The organism is Pandoraea norimbergensis, assembly GCF_001465545.3.
Classification (GTDB): Bacteria; Pseudomonadota; Gammaproteobacteria; order Burkholderiales; family Burkholderiaceae; genus Pandoraea; species Pandoraea norimbergensis.
Window position 1 is genome coordinate 5,836,731 of the sequence record NZ_CP013480.3, and the last position, 18,236, is coordinate 5,854,966.

The 18,236-nt window shown below is 57.3% G+C and carries 9 protein-coding genes, 6 tRNA genes and 3 rRNA genes; 1 reads left to right on the forward strand and 17 read right to left on the reverse strand.

Annotated elements, in window-relative coordinates:
- Window positions 1–8 precede the first annotated feature (8 nt).
- The 17 genes from rpoB to AT302_RS25700 form a co-directional block, all read right to left on the reverse strand.
- Window positions 9–4,115: a DNA-directed RNA polymerase subunit beta gene (rpoB, locus tag AT302_RS25620; RefSeq protein WP_058376407.1), complete on the reverse strand. Its 4,107-nt coding sequence runs from the start codon at window positions 4,113–4,115 to the stop codon at window positions 9–11.
- Window positions 4,116–4,565: 450 nt separating this feature from the next.
- On the reverse strand, window positions 4,566–4,943 hold the full coding sequence (gene rplL / locus AT302_RS25625; RefSeq protein WP_058376408.1) for a 50S ribosomal protein L7/L12: 378 nt from the start codon (window positions 4,941–4,943) through the stop codon (window positions 4,566–4,568).
- Window positions 4,944–5,003: 60 nt separating this feature from the next.
- Window positions 5,004–5,501, reverse strand: a complete 498-nt coding sequence (gene rplJ / locus AT302_RS25630) for a 50S ribosomal protein L10 (RefSeq protein WP_058376409.1) — start codon at window positions 5,499–5,501, stop codon at window positions 5,004–5,006.
- Window positions 5,502–5,844: 343 nt separating this feature from the next.
- On the reverse strand, window positions 5,845–6,540 hold the full coding sequence (gene rplA, locus AT302_RS25635; RefSeq protein ID WP_058376410.1) for a 50S ribosomal protein L1: 696 nt from the start codon (window positions 6,538–6,540) through the stop codon (window positions 5,845–5,847).
- A complete protein-coding gene (gene rplK / locus AT302_RS25640; protein WP_058376411.1) occupies window positions 6,540–6,971 on the reverse strand; it encodes a 50S ribosomal protein L11 in 432 nt (143 codons plus the stop codon). The genes rplA and rplK overlap by 1 nt, the downstream gene beginning before the upstream one ends.
- A 143-nt stretch (window positions 6,972–7,114) precedes the next feature.
- Window positions 7,115–7,672: a transcription termination/antitermination protein NusG gene (gene nusG, locus AT302_RS25645; protein WP_058376412.1), complete on the reverse strand. Its 558-nt coding sequence runs from the start codon at window positions 7,670–7,672 to the stop codon at window positions 7,115–7,117.
- 1 nt (window position 7,673) lies between these two features.
- Window positions 7,674–8,054 (reverse strand): preprotein translocase subunit SecE, encoded by a 381-nt coding sequence (gene secE / locus AT302_RS25650; RefSeq protein WP_058376413.1) that lies wholly within the window; start codon window positions 8,052–8,054, stop codon window positions 7,674–7,676.
- Between the two features lie 22 nt (window positions 8,055–8,076).
- Window positions 8,077–8,152: transfer RNA gene (locus tag AT302_RS25655), tRNA-Trp, on the reverse strand.
- A 65-nt stretch (window positions 8,153–8,217) separates the two neighbouring features.
- Complete coding sequence (gene tuf, locus AT302_RS25660; protein ID WP_058376384.1) at window positions 8,218–9,408, reverse strand: elongation factor Tu; 1,191 nt, start codon at window positions 9,406–9,408, stop codon at window positions 8,218–8,220.
- A gap of 71 nt (window positions 9,409–9,479) precedes the next feature.
- Window positions 9,480–9,554, reverse strand: a tRNA-Thr gene (locus AT302_RS25665).
- Window positions 9,555–9,588: 34 nt separating this feature from the next.
- Window positions 9,589–9,662 (reverse strand) — tRNA-Gly (locus AT302_RS25670).
- Between the two features lie 68 nt (window positions 9,663–9,730).
- Window positions 9,731–9,816, reverse strand: a tRNA-Tyr gene (locus AT302_RS25675).
- 785 nt (window positions 9,817–10,601) lie between these two features.
- Window positions 10,602–10,714 (reverse strand): 5S ribosomal RNA (rrf, locus tag AT302_RS25680).
- Window positions 10,715–10,855: 141 nt separating this feature from the next.
- Window positions 10,856–13,734 (reverse strand): 23S ribosomal RNA (locus AT302_RS25685).
- Window positions 13,735–14,008: 274 nt separating this feature from the next.
- Window positions 14,009–14,084: transfer RNA gene (locus AT302_RS25690), tRNA-Ala, on the reverse strand.
- A 44-nt stretch (window positions 14,085–14,128) separates the two neighbouring features.
- Window positions 14,129–14,205: transfer RNA gene (locus AT302_RS25695), tRNA-Ile, on the reverse strand.
- Window positions 14,206–14,269: 64 nt separating this feature from the next.
- Window positions 14,270–15,802, reverse strand: a 16S ribosomal RNA gene (locus AT302_RS25700).
- The 16S, 23S and 5S rRNA genes sit together here with 2 tRNA genes alongside, the layout of an rRNA operon.
- A 610-nt stretch (window positions 15,803–16,412) precedes the next feature.
- Between AT302_RS25700 and AT302_RS25705 the strand changes: the two genes are divergently transcribed.
- Window positions 16,413–18,203: a phospholipase D family protein gene (locus tag AT302_RS25705; protein ID WP_237172019.1), complete on the forward strand. Its 1,791-nt coding sequence runs from the start codon at window positions 16,413–16,415 to the stop codon at window positions 18,201–18,203.
- Window positions 18,204–18,236 lie beyond the last annotated feature (33 nt).

Here is an 18,236-nt window from a genome sequence, read left to right on the forward strand (position 1 = left end):
GAACGCGATTAACCGCGCTCCAGGTCGATATCGATACCGAGCGAACGGATTTCCTTGACCAGCACGTTGAACGATTCCGGCATGCCGGCATCGATTACGTGATCGCCCTTGACGAGGTTTTCGTACACCTTCGTACGACCGTTCACGTCATCCGACTTCACCGTCAGCATTTCTTGCAGCACGTACGATGCGCCGTAAGCTTCCAGTGCCCACACTTCCATTTCACCGAAACGCTGACCACCGAACTGAGCCTTACCGCCCAACGGCTGCTGCGTCACCAGCGAGTACGGACCGGTCGAACGCGCGTGCATCTTGTCGTCGACCAAGTGGTGCAGCTTCAGCATGTGCATGAAGCCGCAAGTGACCGGACGCTCAAACGCTTCGCCGGTACGGCCGTCGTGCAGCGTGACCTGGTTCTTCGACGGCGTCATGCCGAGGCCCTTCGCAATGTGATCCGGGAAAGCCAGATCCAGCATGCGGCGGATTTCCTCTTCGTGCGCACCATCGAACACCGGCGTTGCGAACGGCACGCCGTTCTGCAAGTTGCGCGCCAGCGACATGATCTCGTCGTCCGACAGGCTGTCGATATCTTCTTGCTGACCGCTCTCGTTGTAGATCTTCGTCAGGAACTTGCGAACTTCCTGGACCTTGGTGTGCGCTTGCAGCATTTCGCCGATACGCCAACCCAGACCCTTCGCTGCCCAGCCGAGGTGCGATTCGAGAATCTGACCCACGTTCATCCGCGACGGCACGCCGAGCGGGTTGAGCACGATGTCTGCCGGACGGCCATCGGCCATGTACGGCATATCTTCGATCGGCACGATCTTCGAGACCACACCCTTGTTACCGTGACGGCCGGCCATCTTGTCGCCAGGCTGGAGACGGCGCTTCACGGCCAGGTACACCTTGACCATCTTCAACACGCCCGGCGGCAGTTCGTCGCCTTGCGTGAGCTTCTTGCGCTTCTCTTCGAAGGCCAGATCGAACTGGTGACGCTTCTGCTCGATCGATTCCTTGATCTGTTCGAGCTGTTGCGCACCTTCGTCTTCGGCCAGACGGATGTCGAACCAGTGGTAGCGGTCCAGATCGGCCAAGTATTCCTTGGTGATCTTGGTGCCCTTGACGAGCTTCTTCGGGCCGCCATTGGCCGACTTGCCCACCAGGAAACGCTCCAGACGCTGGAATGCATCGCCTTCCACGATACGCAGCTGGTCGTTCAGGTCCAGGCGGTAGCCCTTCAGTTCATCGTCGATGATCTGTTGAGCACGCTTGTCGCGCTGGATACCTTCACGCGTGAACACCTGCACGTCGATGACGGTGCCGCTCATGCCCGAGGGCACGCGCAGCGAGGTGTCCTTCACGTCCGAAGCCTTCTCGCCGAAAATCGCACGCAGCAGCTTTTCTTCCGGCGTGAGCTGGGTTTCGCCCTTCGGCGTGACCTTGCCCACCATCACGTCACCGGCTTCGACTTCTGCGCCGATGTACACGATGCCCGACTCGTCCAGACGGCTCAGTTGCACTTCCGCCAGGTTCGAGATGTCGCGCGTGATTTCTTCAGGTCCGAGCTTCGTGTCGCGAGCGACAACGTTCAGCTCTTCGATGTGGATCGACGTGTAACGGTCTTCCGCAACGACTCGCTCCGAGATCAGGATCGAATCCTCGAAGTTGTAGCCGTTCCACGGCATGAACGCGATCAGCATGTTCTGACCCAGCGCCAATTCGCCCAGATCGGTCGACGCGCCGTCGGCGATCACATCGCCGCGCGCCACCTTGTCGCCCACTTCTACGATCGGGCGCTGGTTGATGTTGGTGTTCTGGTTCGAACGCGTGTACTTGATCAGGTTGTAGATGTCGACGCCGACTTCACCGGCCAGTGCTTCGTCATCGTTCGCACGAATCACCACACGGCCTGCGTCGACGTAGTCCACCACGCCGCCACGGAAGGCTTGCACCGTCGTACCCGAGTCCACTGCCACGGTACGTTCGATACCCGTACCCACCACGGCTTTTTCCGGACGCAGGCAAGGCACGGCCTGGCGCTGCATGTTCGAGCCCATCAATGCGCGGTTCGCGTCATCGTGTTCAAGGAACGGAATCAGCGAGGCGGCGACCGAGACGATCTGCGACGGGGCCACGTCCATGTACTGGATGCGGTCCGGCGTGACCATCAGCGTTTCGCCGGCTTCACGCGACGACACGAGTTCGTCGGTGAGCGAGCCGTCGGCGCCGATCGACGCGTTCGCCTGAGCGATCACGTAACGACCTTCTTCAATGGCCGACAGGTAGTCGATCTGGTCGGTGACCTTGCCGTCTTCCACCTTGCGGTACGGCGTCTCCAGGAAGCCGTATTCGTTCAGGCGGGCGTACAGTGCCAGCGAGTTGATCAGACCAATGTTCGGACCTTCCGGCGTTTCAATCGGGCACACGCGACCGTAGTGAGTCGGGTGCACGTCGCGCACTTCGAAGCCGGCACGCTCACGCGTCAGACCGCCCGGGCCCAGTGCGGAAACACGACGCTTGTGCGTGATTTCCGACAGCGGGTTGGTTTGGTCCATAAACTGCGACAGCTGCGACGAACCGAAGAACTCGCGAATGGCCGACGAGATCGGCTTGCTGTTGATCAGGTCGTGCGGCATCAGGTTTTCCGACTCAGCCTGACCCAGACGTTCCTTCACAGCGCGCTCGACACGCACCAGACCGGCGCGGAACTGGTTCTCGGCGAGTTCGCCGACGCAACGCACACGACGGTTACCCAAGTGGTCGATATCGTCCACTTCGCCGCGGCCGTTACGCAGATCCACCAGGATCTTGATCGTCGCGAGGATGTCGTCGTCTTCCAGCGTCATCGGGCCGAGCACGTCATCACGGCCGACACGGCGGTTGAACTTCATACGACCCACCTTCGACAGGTCGTACGCTTCTTCGCTGTAGAACAAACGGTTGAACAGGGCCTCGACCGCATCTTCGGTCGGCGGCTCACCCGGGCGCATCATGCGGTAGATCGCGATACGCGCGGCGGTACGGTCGGCGGTTTCGTCGATACGCAGCGTGGCCGAGATGTACGGACCTTGGTCCAGATCGTTCGTGTAGAGCGTCTGGATATCCGACACACCCGACTCGCGCAGCTTGAGCAGCACGCTTTCGGTGATTTCGTCGTTGGCGTTAGCGATCACTTCGCCGGTATCGGCGTCGATCACGTTCTTCGCCAGCACGCGGCCGAGCAGGTAGTCTTCCGGCACCGAGATGAACTTGGTGTTGGCGTTTTCCAGATCACGGATGTGCTTGGCGTTGACGCGCTTGTCCTTCTGGACAATGACCTTGCCTTCGCGATCGGTGATGTCGAAACGCGCCACTTCACCACGCAGACGCTCCGGCACGAACTCCATCTGCGCGCCTTCCGGCATCAGCTTGAAGTTGTCGAACACGAAGAAGTTCGCGAGGATCTGTTCCGGCGTCAGGCCAATCGCCTTGAGCAGGATCGTGACCGGCATCTTGCGACGGCGGTCAACGCGGAAGTACAGGATGTCCTTCGGATCGAATTCGAAGTCCAGCCACGAGCCGCGGTAGGGGATGATACGTGCAGAGAACAGCAACTTGCCCGAGCTGTGCGTCTTGCCCTTGTCGTGTTCGAAGAACACGCCCGGCGAACGGTGCAGCTGCGAGACGATGACACGCTCCGTGCCATTGATGACGAAGGAACCCGTGGACGTCATGAGCGGAATTTCGCCCATGTACACTTCCTGTTCCTTGACTTCCTTGACGACGGGCTTGTTCGGCGATTCCTTATCCAGGATCACCAGACGAACTTTGGCGCGCAGAGCCGAGCAAAAAGTCAGGCCGCGCTGTTGACATTCCTTGACATCGAACGCGGGAGTACCGAGCAAATAGCTGACGAACTCAAGGCGTGCGAACCCGTTGTGAGAAACGATCGGGAAAATGGAGGAGAAGGCCGCTTGCAGACCCTCCGGTTTCCGCTCCGATGCAAGCGCTTCGGCCTGCAAGAACGATGTGTACGAGGCGAGCTGGGTAGCCAGCAAAAACGGCACCTTGTGCACGTTCGGACGCTTCGCAAAACTCTTGCGAATGCGTTTCTTCTCGGTGAAGGAATAGTGCATTACGATCTCCGAATCACTACGGTGACGACGACGGCAGGCATCGCCAACGGGTGTTCATCGACTGAGACCAGACGTCCTCCACGGCGGGCTTGCCATGGAGCAACGAGCTTGGTGGTTGGCCGCTACCAACCGCTGGCTGACGGCGACGGATGCCTGTGTTGCCCGTCGCCCGACCAAACTTGCCTTCTGCAGTCGCTTCAGAAGACAAAGAGAAGAACCGCCCTAACTTTCACGGCGCGATCTTTTCTTTGGCCTCTCTCAGTGTGTAACGCGCGTTTCAAACGCCACGATTCACACAGCCATCACTAAAACTTGTTTGACTTCAACCACTTGGCGCTTTTCTGCGCCGGCTTTCGAATACCGCACACGGGATGTGGGTTTTGCAACGCCTGAAAGCACAAAAAGGCTGACGACTTTTCGTCGCCAGCCTTCCCTACGCGCGCAGTCGAATTACTTAACTTCGACCTTGGCGCCGGCTTCTTCCAGCTTCTTCTTGGCTTCTTCAGCAGCAGCCTTGTCGACGCCTTCCTTGACAGCCTTCGGAGCACCGTCAACCACATCCTTGGCTTCCTTCAAGCCCAGGCCGGTCAGTTCGCGCACGGCCTTGATGACGCCGACCTTGTTTGCGCCGACTTCCGTCAGGATGACGTTGAATTCGGTTTGCTCTTCAGCAGCAGCAGCAGCACCGCCTGCGCCTGCCGGGCCAGCGACCGACAGAGCAGCTGCCGACACGCCGAACTTTTCTTCGAACGCCTTAACCAGGTCGTTCAGTTCCATAACCGACATCGAGCCAACGGCTTCGATGATGTCTTCTTTAGTGATTGCCATTTGTAAAACTCCTAGATTGTGTTCGGACCGAAGTCAGCGATCGTGTAACCGGGACGAGAATTAAGCAGCTTCCGCTTGCTTCTTCTCGGCCACGGCAGCCAGGACGCGAGCAAAGCCGGAAACCGGCGCTTGCATGACACCCAGCAACTTCGCGAGCAGTTCGTCGCGGCTCGGGATCGACGCCAGCGCTTGCACGCCAGCCTTGTCCATCACCTTGCCGTCGTACGAGCCGGCCTTCAAGATCAACTTGTCGTTGCCCTTCGAAAAGTCGTTCAAGACTTTCGCAGCGGCTACGGGATCCGTCGAGATACCGTAGATCAGAGGACCGGTCATCTGTTCAGCCAGGTCAGCAAACGCCGTGTTTTCCACTGCGCGGCGTGCCAGCGTGTTCTTCAGAACGCGCAGGTAGACGCCTTGCTGACGCGCGGTAGCGCGAAGCTTCGTCAGATCGCCAACCGTGATTCCGCGATATTCAGCCACAACGATGGTCGAAGCGCCGGCGACTTGCGCCGAAACTTCTGCCACGACGGCTTTCTTATCATCAAGATTAAGTGCCACGGTTAACCTCCAAAATTGACATCACCTCATGGTGATGCCGTTCCACTAACGGCTTACCGACATGTCTGGAGTTTCAATCACCGCGCCGGTTGCCCGTGCGCAATGACGTGACTGCATACTTGTTCGGGTTCGCCATCTGCGTTGGCTGGCGTATTAAGGGAGTGTCAGTGAATGCCCATTCCCGCCAACGGTCTTTGATAACCGAAAGCGTTTTCCGAGGAACCCGCTTTCGCCCAAAGTCTTTTGCTGCTGGCTATCGATCTCTAGGATCTAAAGCCATCGCAGGGGACGCCATCACCCTGCGATTGCGATACTTTGCAGTGCCGCTCGCCGCGTCTGGCGCTTAGGCCGACAGCGACGTCTGGTCCACACGCACGCCAACGCCCATCGTGCTCGACAGGGCGATCTTGCGCAGGTAGACACCCTTGCTCGAGGCCGGCTTGGCCTTCGTCAGGGCTTCCAGGAGTGCCGACAGGTTCTGTTGCAGCGAAGCTGCTTCGAACGATGCGCGACCGATCGTGGCGTGGATGATGCCGCCCTTGTCGACGCGGAATTGCACCTGACCTGCCTTGGCGTTCTTCACTGCCGTAGCGACGTCCGGGGTCACCGTGCCAACCTTCGGGTTCGGCATCAGGCCGCGCGGGCCGAGAATCTGACCCAGCGTACCGACAACGCGCATCGTGTCCGGCGAAGCGATCACGATGTCGAAGTCCATCTTGCCGGCCTTGATTTGCTCAGCCAGGTCTTCCATACCGACGATTTCAGCGCCGGCAGCCTTGGCTTGCTCAGCCTTCTCGCCTTGGGCGAAAACGGCCACGCGAACCGACTTACCGGTACCAGCCGGCAGAACGACCGAACCGCGAACCACTTGGTCCGACTTCTTTGCATCCACGCCCAGTTGAACGGCGACGTCGATCGACTCGTCGAACTTGGCGCTTGCGCATTCCTTGACCAGAGCCAGAGCGTCGCCGACCGGGTACAGCTTGTTGCGGTCGACCTTGGCGGCCAATGCTTGTTGACGCTTAGAGATCTTAGCCATTACAGACCCTCCACCGTGATGCCCATCGAACGTGCGCTGCCAGCGATGGTGCGAACCGCAGCGTCCAGATCGGCAGCGGTAAGGTCAGGCATCTTGGTCTTCGCGATTTCTTCCGCTTGTGCGCGGGTGATCTTGCCCACCTTATCGGTGTGCGGCTTGGCCGAGCCCTTGTCGAGCTTGGCAGCCTTCTTGATCAGCACGGTTGCCGGCGGGGTCTTCAGAACGAACGTGAAGCTCTTGTCCGCGAAGGCGGTGATCACCACCGGCGTCGGCAGACCCGGTTCGAGGCCCTGCGTCTGGGCGTTGAACGCCTTGCAGAACTCCATGATGTTCAGGCCGCGTTGACCCAGTGCCGGGCCCACGGGGGGCGACGGGTTGGCTTTACCTGCAGGAATCTGCAGCTTGATAAAGCCGATGATTTTCTTTGCCATGGTTTACTCCGGAACGAATATGTGGCGCATATTCGGGGTTGAGTCATAGCGCGCGTTCACCATAAAACGGGCTACTGACGCTCCTCGGCGACGACTGTCACCAACGCAAAAACGCGCCGGACGTTGTCCGGCGCATCTTATTCTTAGATCTTTTCGACTTGTCCGAACTCCAGTTCTACCGGAGTTGCCCGTCCAAAAATGGTGACGGAAACACGTAGGCGGGACTTTTCGTAGTTCACTTCTTCGACCGAGCCGTTGAAGTCCGTGAAAGGACCATCCTTGACTCGAACAAACTCGCCCACTTCGAACAACGTCTTGGGACGCGGCTTTTCCACCCCGTCCTTGATTTGAGACATGATCTTGTCGACCTCGGCCTGACGAATCGGCGTCGGACGGTTGCCCGTTCCGCCGACGAAGCCGGTGACCTTGGCGGTGTTTTTCACCAAGTGCCACGTCTCATCCGTCATTTCCATCTCGCACAGCACATAGCCGGGGAAGAAACGACGTTCGGTGACCGACTTCTGGCCACCCTTGGTTTCTACAACTTCTTCGGTCGGGACCAGGATCTCGCCGAAATAATCTTCCATCCCTGCGCGCGCAATGCGCTCGCGAAGCGCTTTGGCTACGCTCTTTTCCATGCCGGAATACGCATGAACGACGTACCAGCGCTTCTTACTCGGTGCAGCCCCGGTATCAGACATATCACTTCCAGCCAAGAATTAAAGAGAACACTGCCCATTCAATCGTCTTGTCGCTGATCCAGAGATACAGCGCCATAACGATGACGAACGCGAAGACAATCGCGGTCGTTTGAGCGGCCTCTTTACGGGTCGGCCAAACGACCTTACCCACTTCCCGATACGCATCCTTGGCAAAGGCCATGAAGCCCTTACCGGTTTGCGATGCCAATCCAACACCTGCGGCAATTGCCAGAACGACGACAATGGCAGCAACGCGCACATACAGTGCTTGTTGCTCCAAGGCGTAGAACGCCACGACACCAGCAACAACCAGCAGCGCGGCCAGAGCCAACAGCAGCTTGTCGCCAGTCGTACGTACAGTTTCTACGGGAGAATTCGCCATTTCCAGCTTGCAGACAGTTGTTTGGCAGGGGCAGAGGGAATCGAACCCCCAACCTTCGGTTTTGGAGACCGACGCTCTGCCAGTTGAGCTATACCCCTAAAACAGCAGCGGGGCCAGCCGCCAAAAGCTGACCCCCGTAAGCGCGGACCTTTAAAGGACCGGCTTAGGCAACGATCGTAGCAACCACGCCGGCGCCGACGGTACGGCCACCTTCGCGGATTGCGAAACGCAGACCTTCGGTCATGGCGATCGGAGCGATCAGCTTGACCGTGATCGACACGTTGTCGCCCGGCATGACCATTTCCTTACCTTCCGGCAGGCTGATCGAACCGGTCACGTCCGTCGTACGGAAGTAGAACTGCGGACGGTAGTTGTTGAAGAACGGCGTGTGACGACCACCTTCGTCCTTCGACAGAATGTAGACCTCGCCCGTGAAGTCCGTGTGCGGCTTGATCGAGCCCGGCTTGGCCAGAACCTGACCACGCTGGACGTCTTCACGCTTCGTGCCGCGCAGCAGAATACCCACGTTGTCGCCTGCTTGACCTTGGTCGAGCAGCTTGCGGAACATTTCAACGCCCGTGCAAATCGTCTTGACCGTCGGCACGATGCCCACGATTTCGATTTCTTCGCCGACCTTGACCACGCCCGACTCAACGCGACCCGTCACCACCGTGCCACGGCCCGAGATCGAGAACACGTCTTCAACCGGCATCAGGAATGCCTTGTCGATGGCGCGCTCCGGCGTCGGGATGTACGTGTCCAGCGCTTCAGCCAGCGCCAGAATTGCCACTTCACCCAGTTCGCCCTTGTCGCCTTCCAGCGCCAGCTTGGCCGAACCCTTAACGATCGGCAGATCGTCGCCCGGGAATTCGTACTTCGTCAGAAGCTCACGAACTTCCATTTCGACCAGCTCGAGCAGCTCGGCGTCGTCGACCATGTCGCACTTGTTCAGGAACACGATGATGTACGGCACGCCAACTTGGCGGGCCAACAGGATGTGCTCACGCGTTTGCGGCATCGGACCGTCTGCGGCCGAGCAAACCAGGATTGCGCCGTCCATCTGCGCAGCACCGGTAATCATGTTCTTGACGTAGTCGGCGTGGCCCGGGCAGTCAACGTGTGCGTAGTGGCGGTTAGCCGTTTCGTACTCGATGTGCGCGGTGTTAATCGTAATACCGCGTGCCTTTTCTTCCGGCGCTGCGTCGATTTCGTCGTACTTCTTAGCCGTGCCGCCGAACTTCGACGACAGAACCGTTGCGATAGCGGCCGTCAGGGTGGTCTTGCCATGGTCAACGTGACCGATGGTGCCGACGTTCACGTGCGGCTTAGTCCGCTCGAATTTTTCCTTTGCCATTTCCAACTCCTAACGGGTTATCTATTGCCGAGTTGCTCGGCATGTTGATTGCCGCGCTTCACACTATCTAGTGGTGCCCATGGGCAGGATCGAACTGCCGACCTCTCCCTTACCAAGGGAGTGCTCTACCACTGAGCCACATGGGCGAAACCTTTACTTCTTCTGCGTCTGCGCGTCACCTGGAGCGGGTGAAGGGAATCGAACCCTCGTCATAAGCTTGGAAGGCTTCTGCTCTACCATTGAGCTACACCCGCTTGGATTCCGACTCTCGCTTCCTTGATAATGAGCGCCGGAACTTCCGGCGCTCATTACTTCCGCATTCTGGTGGAGGAGGTTGGATTCGAACCAACGTAGGCGTAAGCCAACAGATTTACAGTCTGCCCCCTTTAGCCACTCGGGCACCCCTCCGCAGAGAATTTGCAATTATGGAGATGTCGCCCTACCTTGTCAACACCTTCCACGCATTAAAAGAGCAGTTTTTGTGCCTGCTGCTGCGATTTTTTTCGATCCGTGCGGCAAGTCTTTGATTTTCTTGGGAATCGAGACGACAAAGCAAAGCCGCAAATTTTCGTCGATAACTCACAAATTTGCGGCGGCGCTCGCCCCGGAAGCAAGCCCAGGTCACCCCGGCGCAGCGAGGCGCGAAGCGCAATTCCTCGCAACACCTCCGCAGACGGTCGCGTTGCGCGTCTGGCGCCGGCGATGTCGCATCAACGGCCCTGCCGCTGGCACTGACAGGGCCTGGAAGCATCGTGATCGTCCGAATATGTGCTGTCTGCATGGCTTAGCATGCCATCAACGAGGGCCAGGGCACATTACCCATGGGCACCGGCGTAGCGGCTCATCCGACTCGCCCAGCCACCCTGCCGGGAAGCCCTCATTCGGCAGGCGTGCCGGCCTCTAGCTCCCAGCCCGGAGAGCATCAGGCCCGCAGGCGGCTCGTAGTCGCTTCGCGTTGGCCTTATAGGCGCGCCTTGTGGGCCTTTGTAGACGCCAGATGCACTGACGTGCTGTGGTTGGTGCCAAGAACTCGATGGACGTCACGGCACGTGCCAGTTGCTCGATCTGAGCTCGGCACGGTGTTTTATGGCAGGATTTGATCCGTCATCACGCGATGCCGCGACGCTATCGAATTCCGAACGCGCAAAGCAAAAACCCCTTGCTACGCGTTGTAGCAAGGGGTCTTTAGGGGAGCCTGACGATTACCTACTTTCACACGGGTATCCGCACTATCATCGGCGTGGAGTCGTTTCACGGTCCTGTTCGGGATGGGAAGGGGTGGTTCCAACTCGCTATGGTCATCAGGCATAACTTGTATGTTCTGCTGCACTAGGTGCAACAAAACCAATTCAGAAGAAGCGTAGTACTACATGTAGTTGGGTTGTGAGCGTATCAGCCTCGTTATGGGCACACGCAAACTCACACCAGCACAAAACACACTGGTTATAGGATCAAGCCTTACGGGCAATTAGTATCAGTTAGCTTAACGCATTACTGCGCTTCCACACCTGACCTATCAACGTCCTGGTCTTGAACGACCCTTCAAAGGAATCAAGTTCCTAGGGAAGTCTCATCTTAAGGCGAGTTTCCCGCTTAGATGCTTTCAGCGGTTATCTCTTCCGAACATAGCTACCCGGCGATGCCACTGGCGTGACAACCGGTACACCAGAGGTTCGTCCACTCCGGTCCTCTCGTACTAGGAGCAGCCCCCTTCAAACTTCCAACGCCCACGGCAGATAGGGACCAAACTGTCTCACGACGTTTTAAACCCAGCTCACGTACCTCTTTAAATGGCGAACAGCCATACCCTTGGGACCGGCTACAGCCCCAGGATGAGATGAGCCGACATCGAGGTGCCAAACACCGCCGTCGATATGAACTCTTGGGCGGTATCAGCCTGTTATCCCCAGAGTACCTTTTATCCGTTGAGCGATGGCCCTTCCATACAGAACCACCGGATCACTATGACCTGCTTTCGCACCTGCTCGACTTGTCAGTCTCGCAGTTAAGCACGCTTTTGCCATTGCACTATCAGCACGATTTCCGACCGTACCTAGCGTACCTTCGTACTCCTCCGTTACACTTTGGGAGGAGACCGCCCCAGTCAAACTGCCTACCATGCACTGTCCCCGATCCGGATTACGGACCTAGGTTAGAACCTCAAACAAACCAGGGTGGTATTTCAAGGATGGCTCCACAGAAACTAGCGTTCCTGCTTCAAAGCCTCCCACCTATCCTACACAGACCGGTTCAAAGTCCAATGCAAAGCTACAGTAAAGGTTCATGGGGTCTTTCCGTCTAGCCGCGGGTAGATTGCATCATCACAAACACTTCAACTTCGCTGAGTCTCGGGAGGAGACAGTGTGGCCATCGTTACGCCATTCGTGCAGGTCGGAACTTACCCGACAAGGAATTTCGCTACCTTAGGACCGTTATAGTTACGGCCGCCGTTTACCGGGACTTCAATCAAGAGCTTGCACCCCATCATTTAATCTTCCGGCACCGGGCAGGCGTCACACCCTATACGTCCACTTTCGTGTTTGCAGAGTGCTGTGTTTTTATTAAACAGTCGCAGCCACCAGTTTATTGCAACCCTTTCACCCTCCTGGCGCAGGCCAGTCAAGCTACAAGGGCGTACCTTATCCCGAAGTTACGGTACCAATTTGCCGAGTTCCTTCTCCCGAGTTCTCTCAAGCGCCTTAGAATACTCATCTCGCCCACCTGTGTCGGTTTGCGGTACGGTCTCGTATGACTGAAGCTTAGAGGCTTTTCTTGGAACCACTTCCAATTGCTTCGTGAACAAGTTCACTCGCCCCATATCCTTGAATTCCGCGCCCGGATTTGCCTAAGCGCCTTCTCCAATACAGGGACCGGGACTTCCAACACCCGGACAACCTTCCGCGATCCGTCCCCCCATCGCATCATACGACGGTGCAGGAATATTAACCTGCTTCCCATCAGCTACGCATCTCTGCCTCGCCTTAGGGGCCGACTCACCCTACGCCGATGAACGTTGCGTAGGAAACCTTGGGCTTACGGCGAGGGGGCCTTTCACCCCCTTTATCGCTACTCATGTCAGCATTCGCACTTCTGATACCTCCAGCATCCTTCACAAGACACCTTCACAGGCTTACAGAACGCTCTCCTACCATGCGAGCAAGCTCGCATCCGCAGCTTCGGTATATTGCTTAGCCCCGTTACATCTTCCGCGCAGGACGACTCGATCAGTGAGCTATTACGCTTTCTTTAAAGGGTGGCTGCTTCTAAGCCAACCTCCTGACTGTTTTAGCCTTCCCACTTCGTTTCCCACTTAGCAATATTTAGGGACCTTAGCTGGCGGTCTGGGTTGTTTCCCTCTTGACACCGGACGTTAGCACCCGATGTCTGTCTCCCGTGATTGCACTCTTCGGTATTCGGAGTTTGCTATGGCGAAGTAATCCGCAATGGACCCTTCAACCATGACAGTGCTCTACCCCCGAAGGTGATACACGAGGCACTACCTAAATAGTTTTCGGAGAGAACCAGCTATTTCCAAGTTTGTTTAGCCTTTCACCCCTATCCACAGCTCATCCCCTAATTTTTCAACATTAGTGGGTTCGGACCTCCAGTACGTGTTACCGCACCTTCATCCTGGCCATGGATAGATCACTTGGTTTCGGGTCTACACCCAGCGACTGAACGCCCTATTCGGACTCGCTTTCGCTACGCCTTCCCTATTCGGTTAAGCTTGCCACTGAATGTAAGTCGCTGACCCATTATACAAAAGGTACGCCGTCACCCCTTACGAGGCTCCGACTGTTTGTATGCATGCGGTTTCAGGATCTATTTCACTCCCCTCCCGGGGTTCTTTTCGCCTTTCCCTCACGGTACTGGTTCACTATCGGTCGATTACGAGTATTTAGCCTTGGAGGATGGTCCCCCCATCTTCAGACAGGATTTCACGTGTCCCGCCCTACTTTTCTCAAGCTTAGTTCCACACCAGGGTTTTCTCATACGGGGCTATCACCCACTATGGCCGGACTTTCCATTCCGTTTTGATAACACCGGTGCTAAATCTTGAAGGCTGGTCCCATTTCGCTCGCCACTACTTTGGGAATCTCGGTTGATTTCTTTTCCTGCAGCTACTTAGATGTTTCAGTTCGCCGCGTTCGCTTCACTAGACCTATGTATTCAGTCTAGGATGACCCATTCGGGCCGGGTTTCCCCATTCGGACATTTGTGGATCAAAGCTTATTTGCCAGCTCCCCACAACTTTTCGCAGGCTATCGCGTCCTTCATCGCCTGTAATCGCCAAGGCATCCACCACATGCACTTATTCGCTTGACCCTATAACGAGAATGTCTCGTTACAGGTTGAGTTTTAGCGTTGTGCCGTATTCCAAGTCATCTTTCGATCACTTAAATACTAGTTGATACAATCACAACCCGTACAATTTCCACGCGCCATCTCTAACGCGTTTCCGTTGTACTACTACTTCTTCTAAATTGTTAAAGAACAAATAACTGCATGACATTGCTGTCATTCAAAAACATTCACATTCGTTGGGATTTACCGCAGACGTAAAAGCTTTTGACTGACATCGATGTGTGATCTAAGGAATTGGTGGAGGCAGACGGGATCGAACCGACGACCCCCTGCTTGCAAAGCAGGTGCTCTCCCAGCTGAGCTATGCCCCCATTTCAAGCCAGTTTCCACCGACTTGGTCAGGCGGTGGTTAGCTTGGTGGGTCTGGAAGGACTTGAACCTTCGACCCCCGCCTTATCAAGACGGTGCTCTAACCACCTGAGCTACAGACCCGACTTAGATCTACGCAGTCAACAACCGATAAGCGTGAACACTCAACTTCCAGTGCATGCTCTAGAAAGGAGGTGATCCAGCCGCAGGTTCCCCTACGGCTACCTTGTTACGACTTCACCCCAGTCATGAATCCTGCCGTGGTAAGCGCCCTCCTTACGGTTAGGCTACCTACTTCTGGCAAAACCCACTCCCATGGTGTGACGGGCGGTGTGTACAAGACCCGGGAACGTATTCACCGCGACATGCTGATCCGCGATTACTAGCGATTCCAACTTCACGCAGTCGAGTTGCAGACTGCGATCCGGACTACGATCGGTTTTCTGGGGTTAGCTCCATCTCGCGATTTGGCAGCCCTCTGTACCGACCATTGTATGACGTGTGAAGCCCTACCCATAAGGGCCATGAGGACTTGACGTCATCCCCACCTTCCTCCGGTTTGTCACCGGCAGTCTCCTTAGAGTGCTCTTGCGTAGCAACTAAGGACAAGGGTTGCGCTCGTTGCGGGACTTAACCCAACATCTCACGACACGAGCTGACGACAGCCATGCAGCACCTGTGTTACGGCTCTCTTTCGAGCACTCTCACCTTTCAGCAAGATTCCGTACATGTCAAGGGTAGGTAAGGTTTTTCGCGTTGCATCGAATTAATCCACATCATCCACCGCTTGTGCGGGTCCCCGTCAATTCCTTTGAGTTTTAATCTTGCGACCGTACTCCCCAGGCGGTCAACTTCACGCGTTAGCTTCGTTACTAAGGAAATGAATCCCCAACAACTAGTTGACATCGTTTAGGGCGTGGACTACCAGGGTATCTAATCCTGTTTGCTCCCCACGCTTTCGTGCATGAGCGTCAGTATTGGCCCAGGGGGCTGCCTTCGCCATCGGTATTCCTCCACATCTCTACGCATTTCACTGCTACACGTGGAATTCTACCCCCCTCTGCCATACTCTAGCCTTGCAGTCACGAATGCAGTTCCCAGGTTAAGCCCGGGGATTTCACATCCGTCTTACAAAACCGCCTGCGCACGCTTTACGCCCAGTAATTCCGATTAACGCTTGCACCCTACGTATTACCGCGGCTGCTGGCACGTAGTTAGCCGGTGCTTATTCTTCCGGTACCGTCATCCCCCCGAGGTATTAACCCAAAGGATTTCTTTCCGGACAAAAGTGCTTTACAACCCGAAGGCCTTCTTCACACACGCGGCATTGCTGGATCAGGCTTTCGCCCATTGTCCAAAATTCCCCACTGCTGCCTCCCGTAGGAGTCTGGGCCGTGTCTCAGTCCCAGTGTGGCTGGTCGTCCTCTCAGACCAGCTACAGATCGTCGCCTTGGTGAGCTTTTACCTCACCAACAAGCTAATCTGACATCGGCTGCTCTTGTAGCACGAGGCCCGAAGGTCCCCCGCTTTCCTCCTCAGAGCGTATGCGGTATTAATCCGGCTTTCGCCGAGCTATCCCCCACTACAAGGTACATTCCGATGTATTACTCACCCGTTCGCCACTCGCCACCAGGTGCAAGCACCCGTGCTGCCGTTCGACTTGCATGTGTAAGGCATGCCGCCAGCGTTCAATCTGAGCCAGGATCAAACTCTTCAGTTTAAACCTGTTACTGTTTTCGGTTTTTCGTGATAAATCACTTGAACCGGTCGCTCTCAAAGTATGCTGACAAGTTAATTACTTAACTTACCTATTACTATGTGAGCCTCAATAAATTTAAAGCTTATCTGCCGAGGCAGACGCACTTTTCATCGAGTGCCCACACTTATCGGTTGTTCAATTTTTAAAGATCAATCGCTTCGAACTTCGCTTCGTCGCATCATTACCGCGCCGTCGCTTCGTTTTCTGCGTCGCTGCATCAGCAGCAGAGAAGTGAGATTATGTCGCAGCTTCTCGTCGTCGTCAACAGTTTTTTTCGCTTCTTTTCGCTCGCCGCCGTAGCGACTCACAAGCTCTAAAACCACTAACCACCGGGCTTTCCAGCCCGTCGCACCTTCCTGCTTCGCCGCATTCGCTGCGTCGCTGTCGTTGCGAGAGACGGAATATTAGTGAAAACCCCGAACCCTGGCAAGCACTTTGTGAAAATAATTTGAAAAGGGCAAAAAAAGGCCCGCGTCGTGAGCGGGCCGAGATCCATGGGACAGGACTTCATGGAGGAGACAGCCCCAATGTATCCGGGCATCCCCCGGCGACGCAACCAACGAAATCGCATATGCTTTTGGCTAAGCTTCCCTATATGGAAAGGCTTCCCCAGCGGCAGCACCACTTCTGGCACCGCTTCTTTCTCCCTATATATAGAGCGTTCGAGATGGTCCTATTGCGCCTCCTCCGGTCGCTCCTCCCGCCCTATCAGGTCGTCACGCCGCGCAATGCGCGCAGGACGCAGACGCCACCCGCCCCTCGACTGTTTTCGCCGTCTCGCCTGGCATGGGTGCTCGCACTCTCGTTCACCGCGGCAGCCTGTACGTCCGTCCGGCCGCCGCCTGAGCCGACGCAGTGGACGTCCCATACGTCCGCCACGGCCCCGGGCGCATTGGCGGATGCCCTCGCCCCGGCTGAGCGGGCGCATCCGGGTGAATCGGGCTTCCAGTTGCTGGCCACCGGTTCCGCCGCATTCACCACGCGCATCGCTCTGGTCCAGTCGGCGCAGCACAGCCTCGACGTGCAGTACTACAGCGCGGGCGAAGACATTACCGGCCGCCTGCTGCTCCAGTCGCTGCTCGACGCCGCCGACCGGGGCGTGCGTGTGCGCATGCTGGTCGACGACATCAACCGTCGCCATACCGATCCGACCTTCGCCGTGCTCGACCAGCACCGCAATATCGAAGTCCGCGTCTTCAATCCGTTTGGCACGCGCGACACCACGCTGCTCCAACGCGCGGGCAACCTCCTGACGCAGTTCGATCAACTCAACCGGCGGATGCACAACAAGGCGCTCGTCGCCGACAACCAGCTCGCCATCGTCGGTGGCCGCAATCTGGGCGACGAGTATTTCGATGCGAACCCCGATCTGTCCTTCCGCGACTTCGACTTGTTATGCGCAGGCCCGGTCGTCGACGCGATCTCCCATAGCTTCGACCATTTCTGGACCAGCCCGCAGTCCTACCCGCTCCGGCAGGTGCAGTCCAAGATCGACAAGCAAACGCTCGACGCCACCCGCGACGCCCTGGCGCAACATTGGCGCGATGCCGAAAACGTGCCGGCCGGACGCGACGCTCTCCACCAACCGCCACTCGCCGCCGGCTTGAGCACTGGCAAGGTGCCTCTTTTCTGGGCACCTGCCGAACTCGCCGCCGACAGCCCCGACAAGCTCGATACCCCCGCGAAGGAAACCACGAGCGCGCCGGGCGACAAACTGCGCGAGCTGGCGGGCCACGCCCAGCGCGAGGTGCTGATCATTTCGCCCTACTTCGTCCCGCTAGATGGCGGCGTGAAATTTCTGTCGGCGCTGACTGCGCGCGGGGTCAGCGTGCGCGTGCTGACGAATTCGCTGGCCGCCACCGATGTCGTGCCGGTCCACGCTGGTTATGCTCGCTACCGCCCGGCGTTGTTGCAGGCGGGGATCGAACTCTATGAATTCAAGCCGATCCGCCCGGAGCCCGAGCAACGGCGTATCACCTTCGGGGGATCTTCACGTGCGAGCCTGCACGGCAAGGTCTACATCATCGACCGGCTGCATGTGGTGCTGGGTTCATTCAATCTCGACCCGCGCTCAGTACGTCTGAACACTGAGCTGGCCATCGTGATCCACAGCGCCGACTTCGCCGAGCGCATGGCGGGGATCTTCGAGCGGGCCGTCGCGCCGCGCTCCAGCTTCCACGTCGAGTTGGTGCCTCCGGGCACAACCCCACCCACGCCCACACCCCCGACGATGCCCGCACTGCGCTGGGTCGGCGAGGAGAACGGCCAGCCGCGCACGTTCGACGTCGAACCCTACGCGCCCTTCTGGCGCAACGCCGTCGCGGGCGCCTTCACGCTGCTGCCCAGCGACGATCTGCTGTAAGCGTGCGGCCAGGCCGCTCATTCTGTGTCCGCT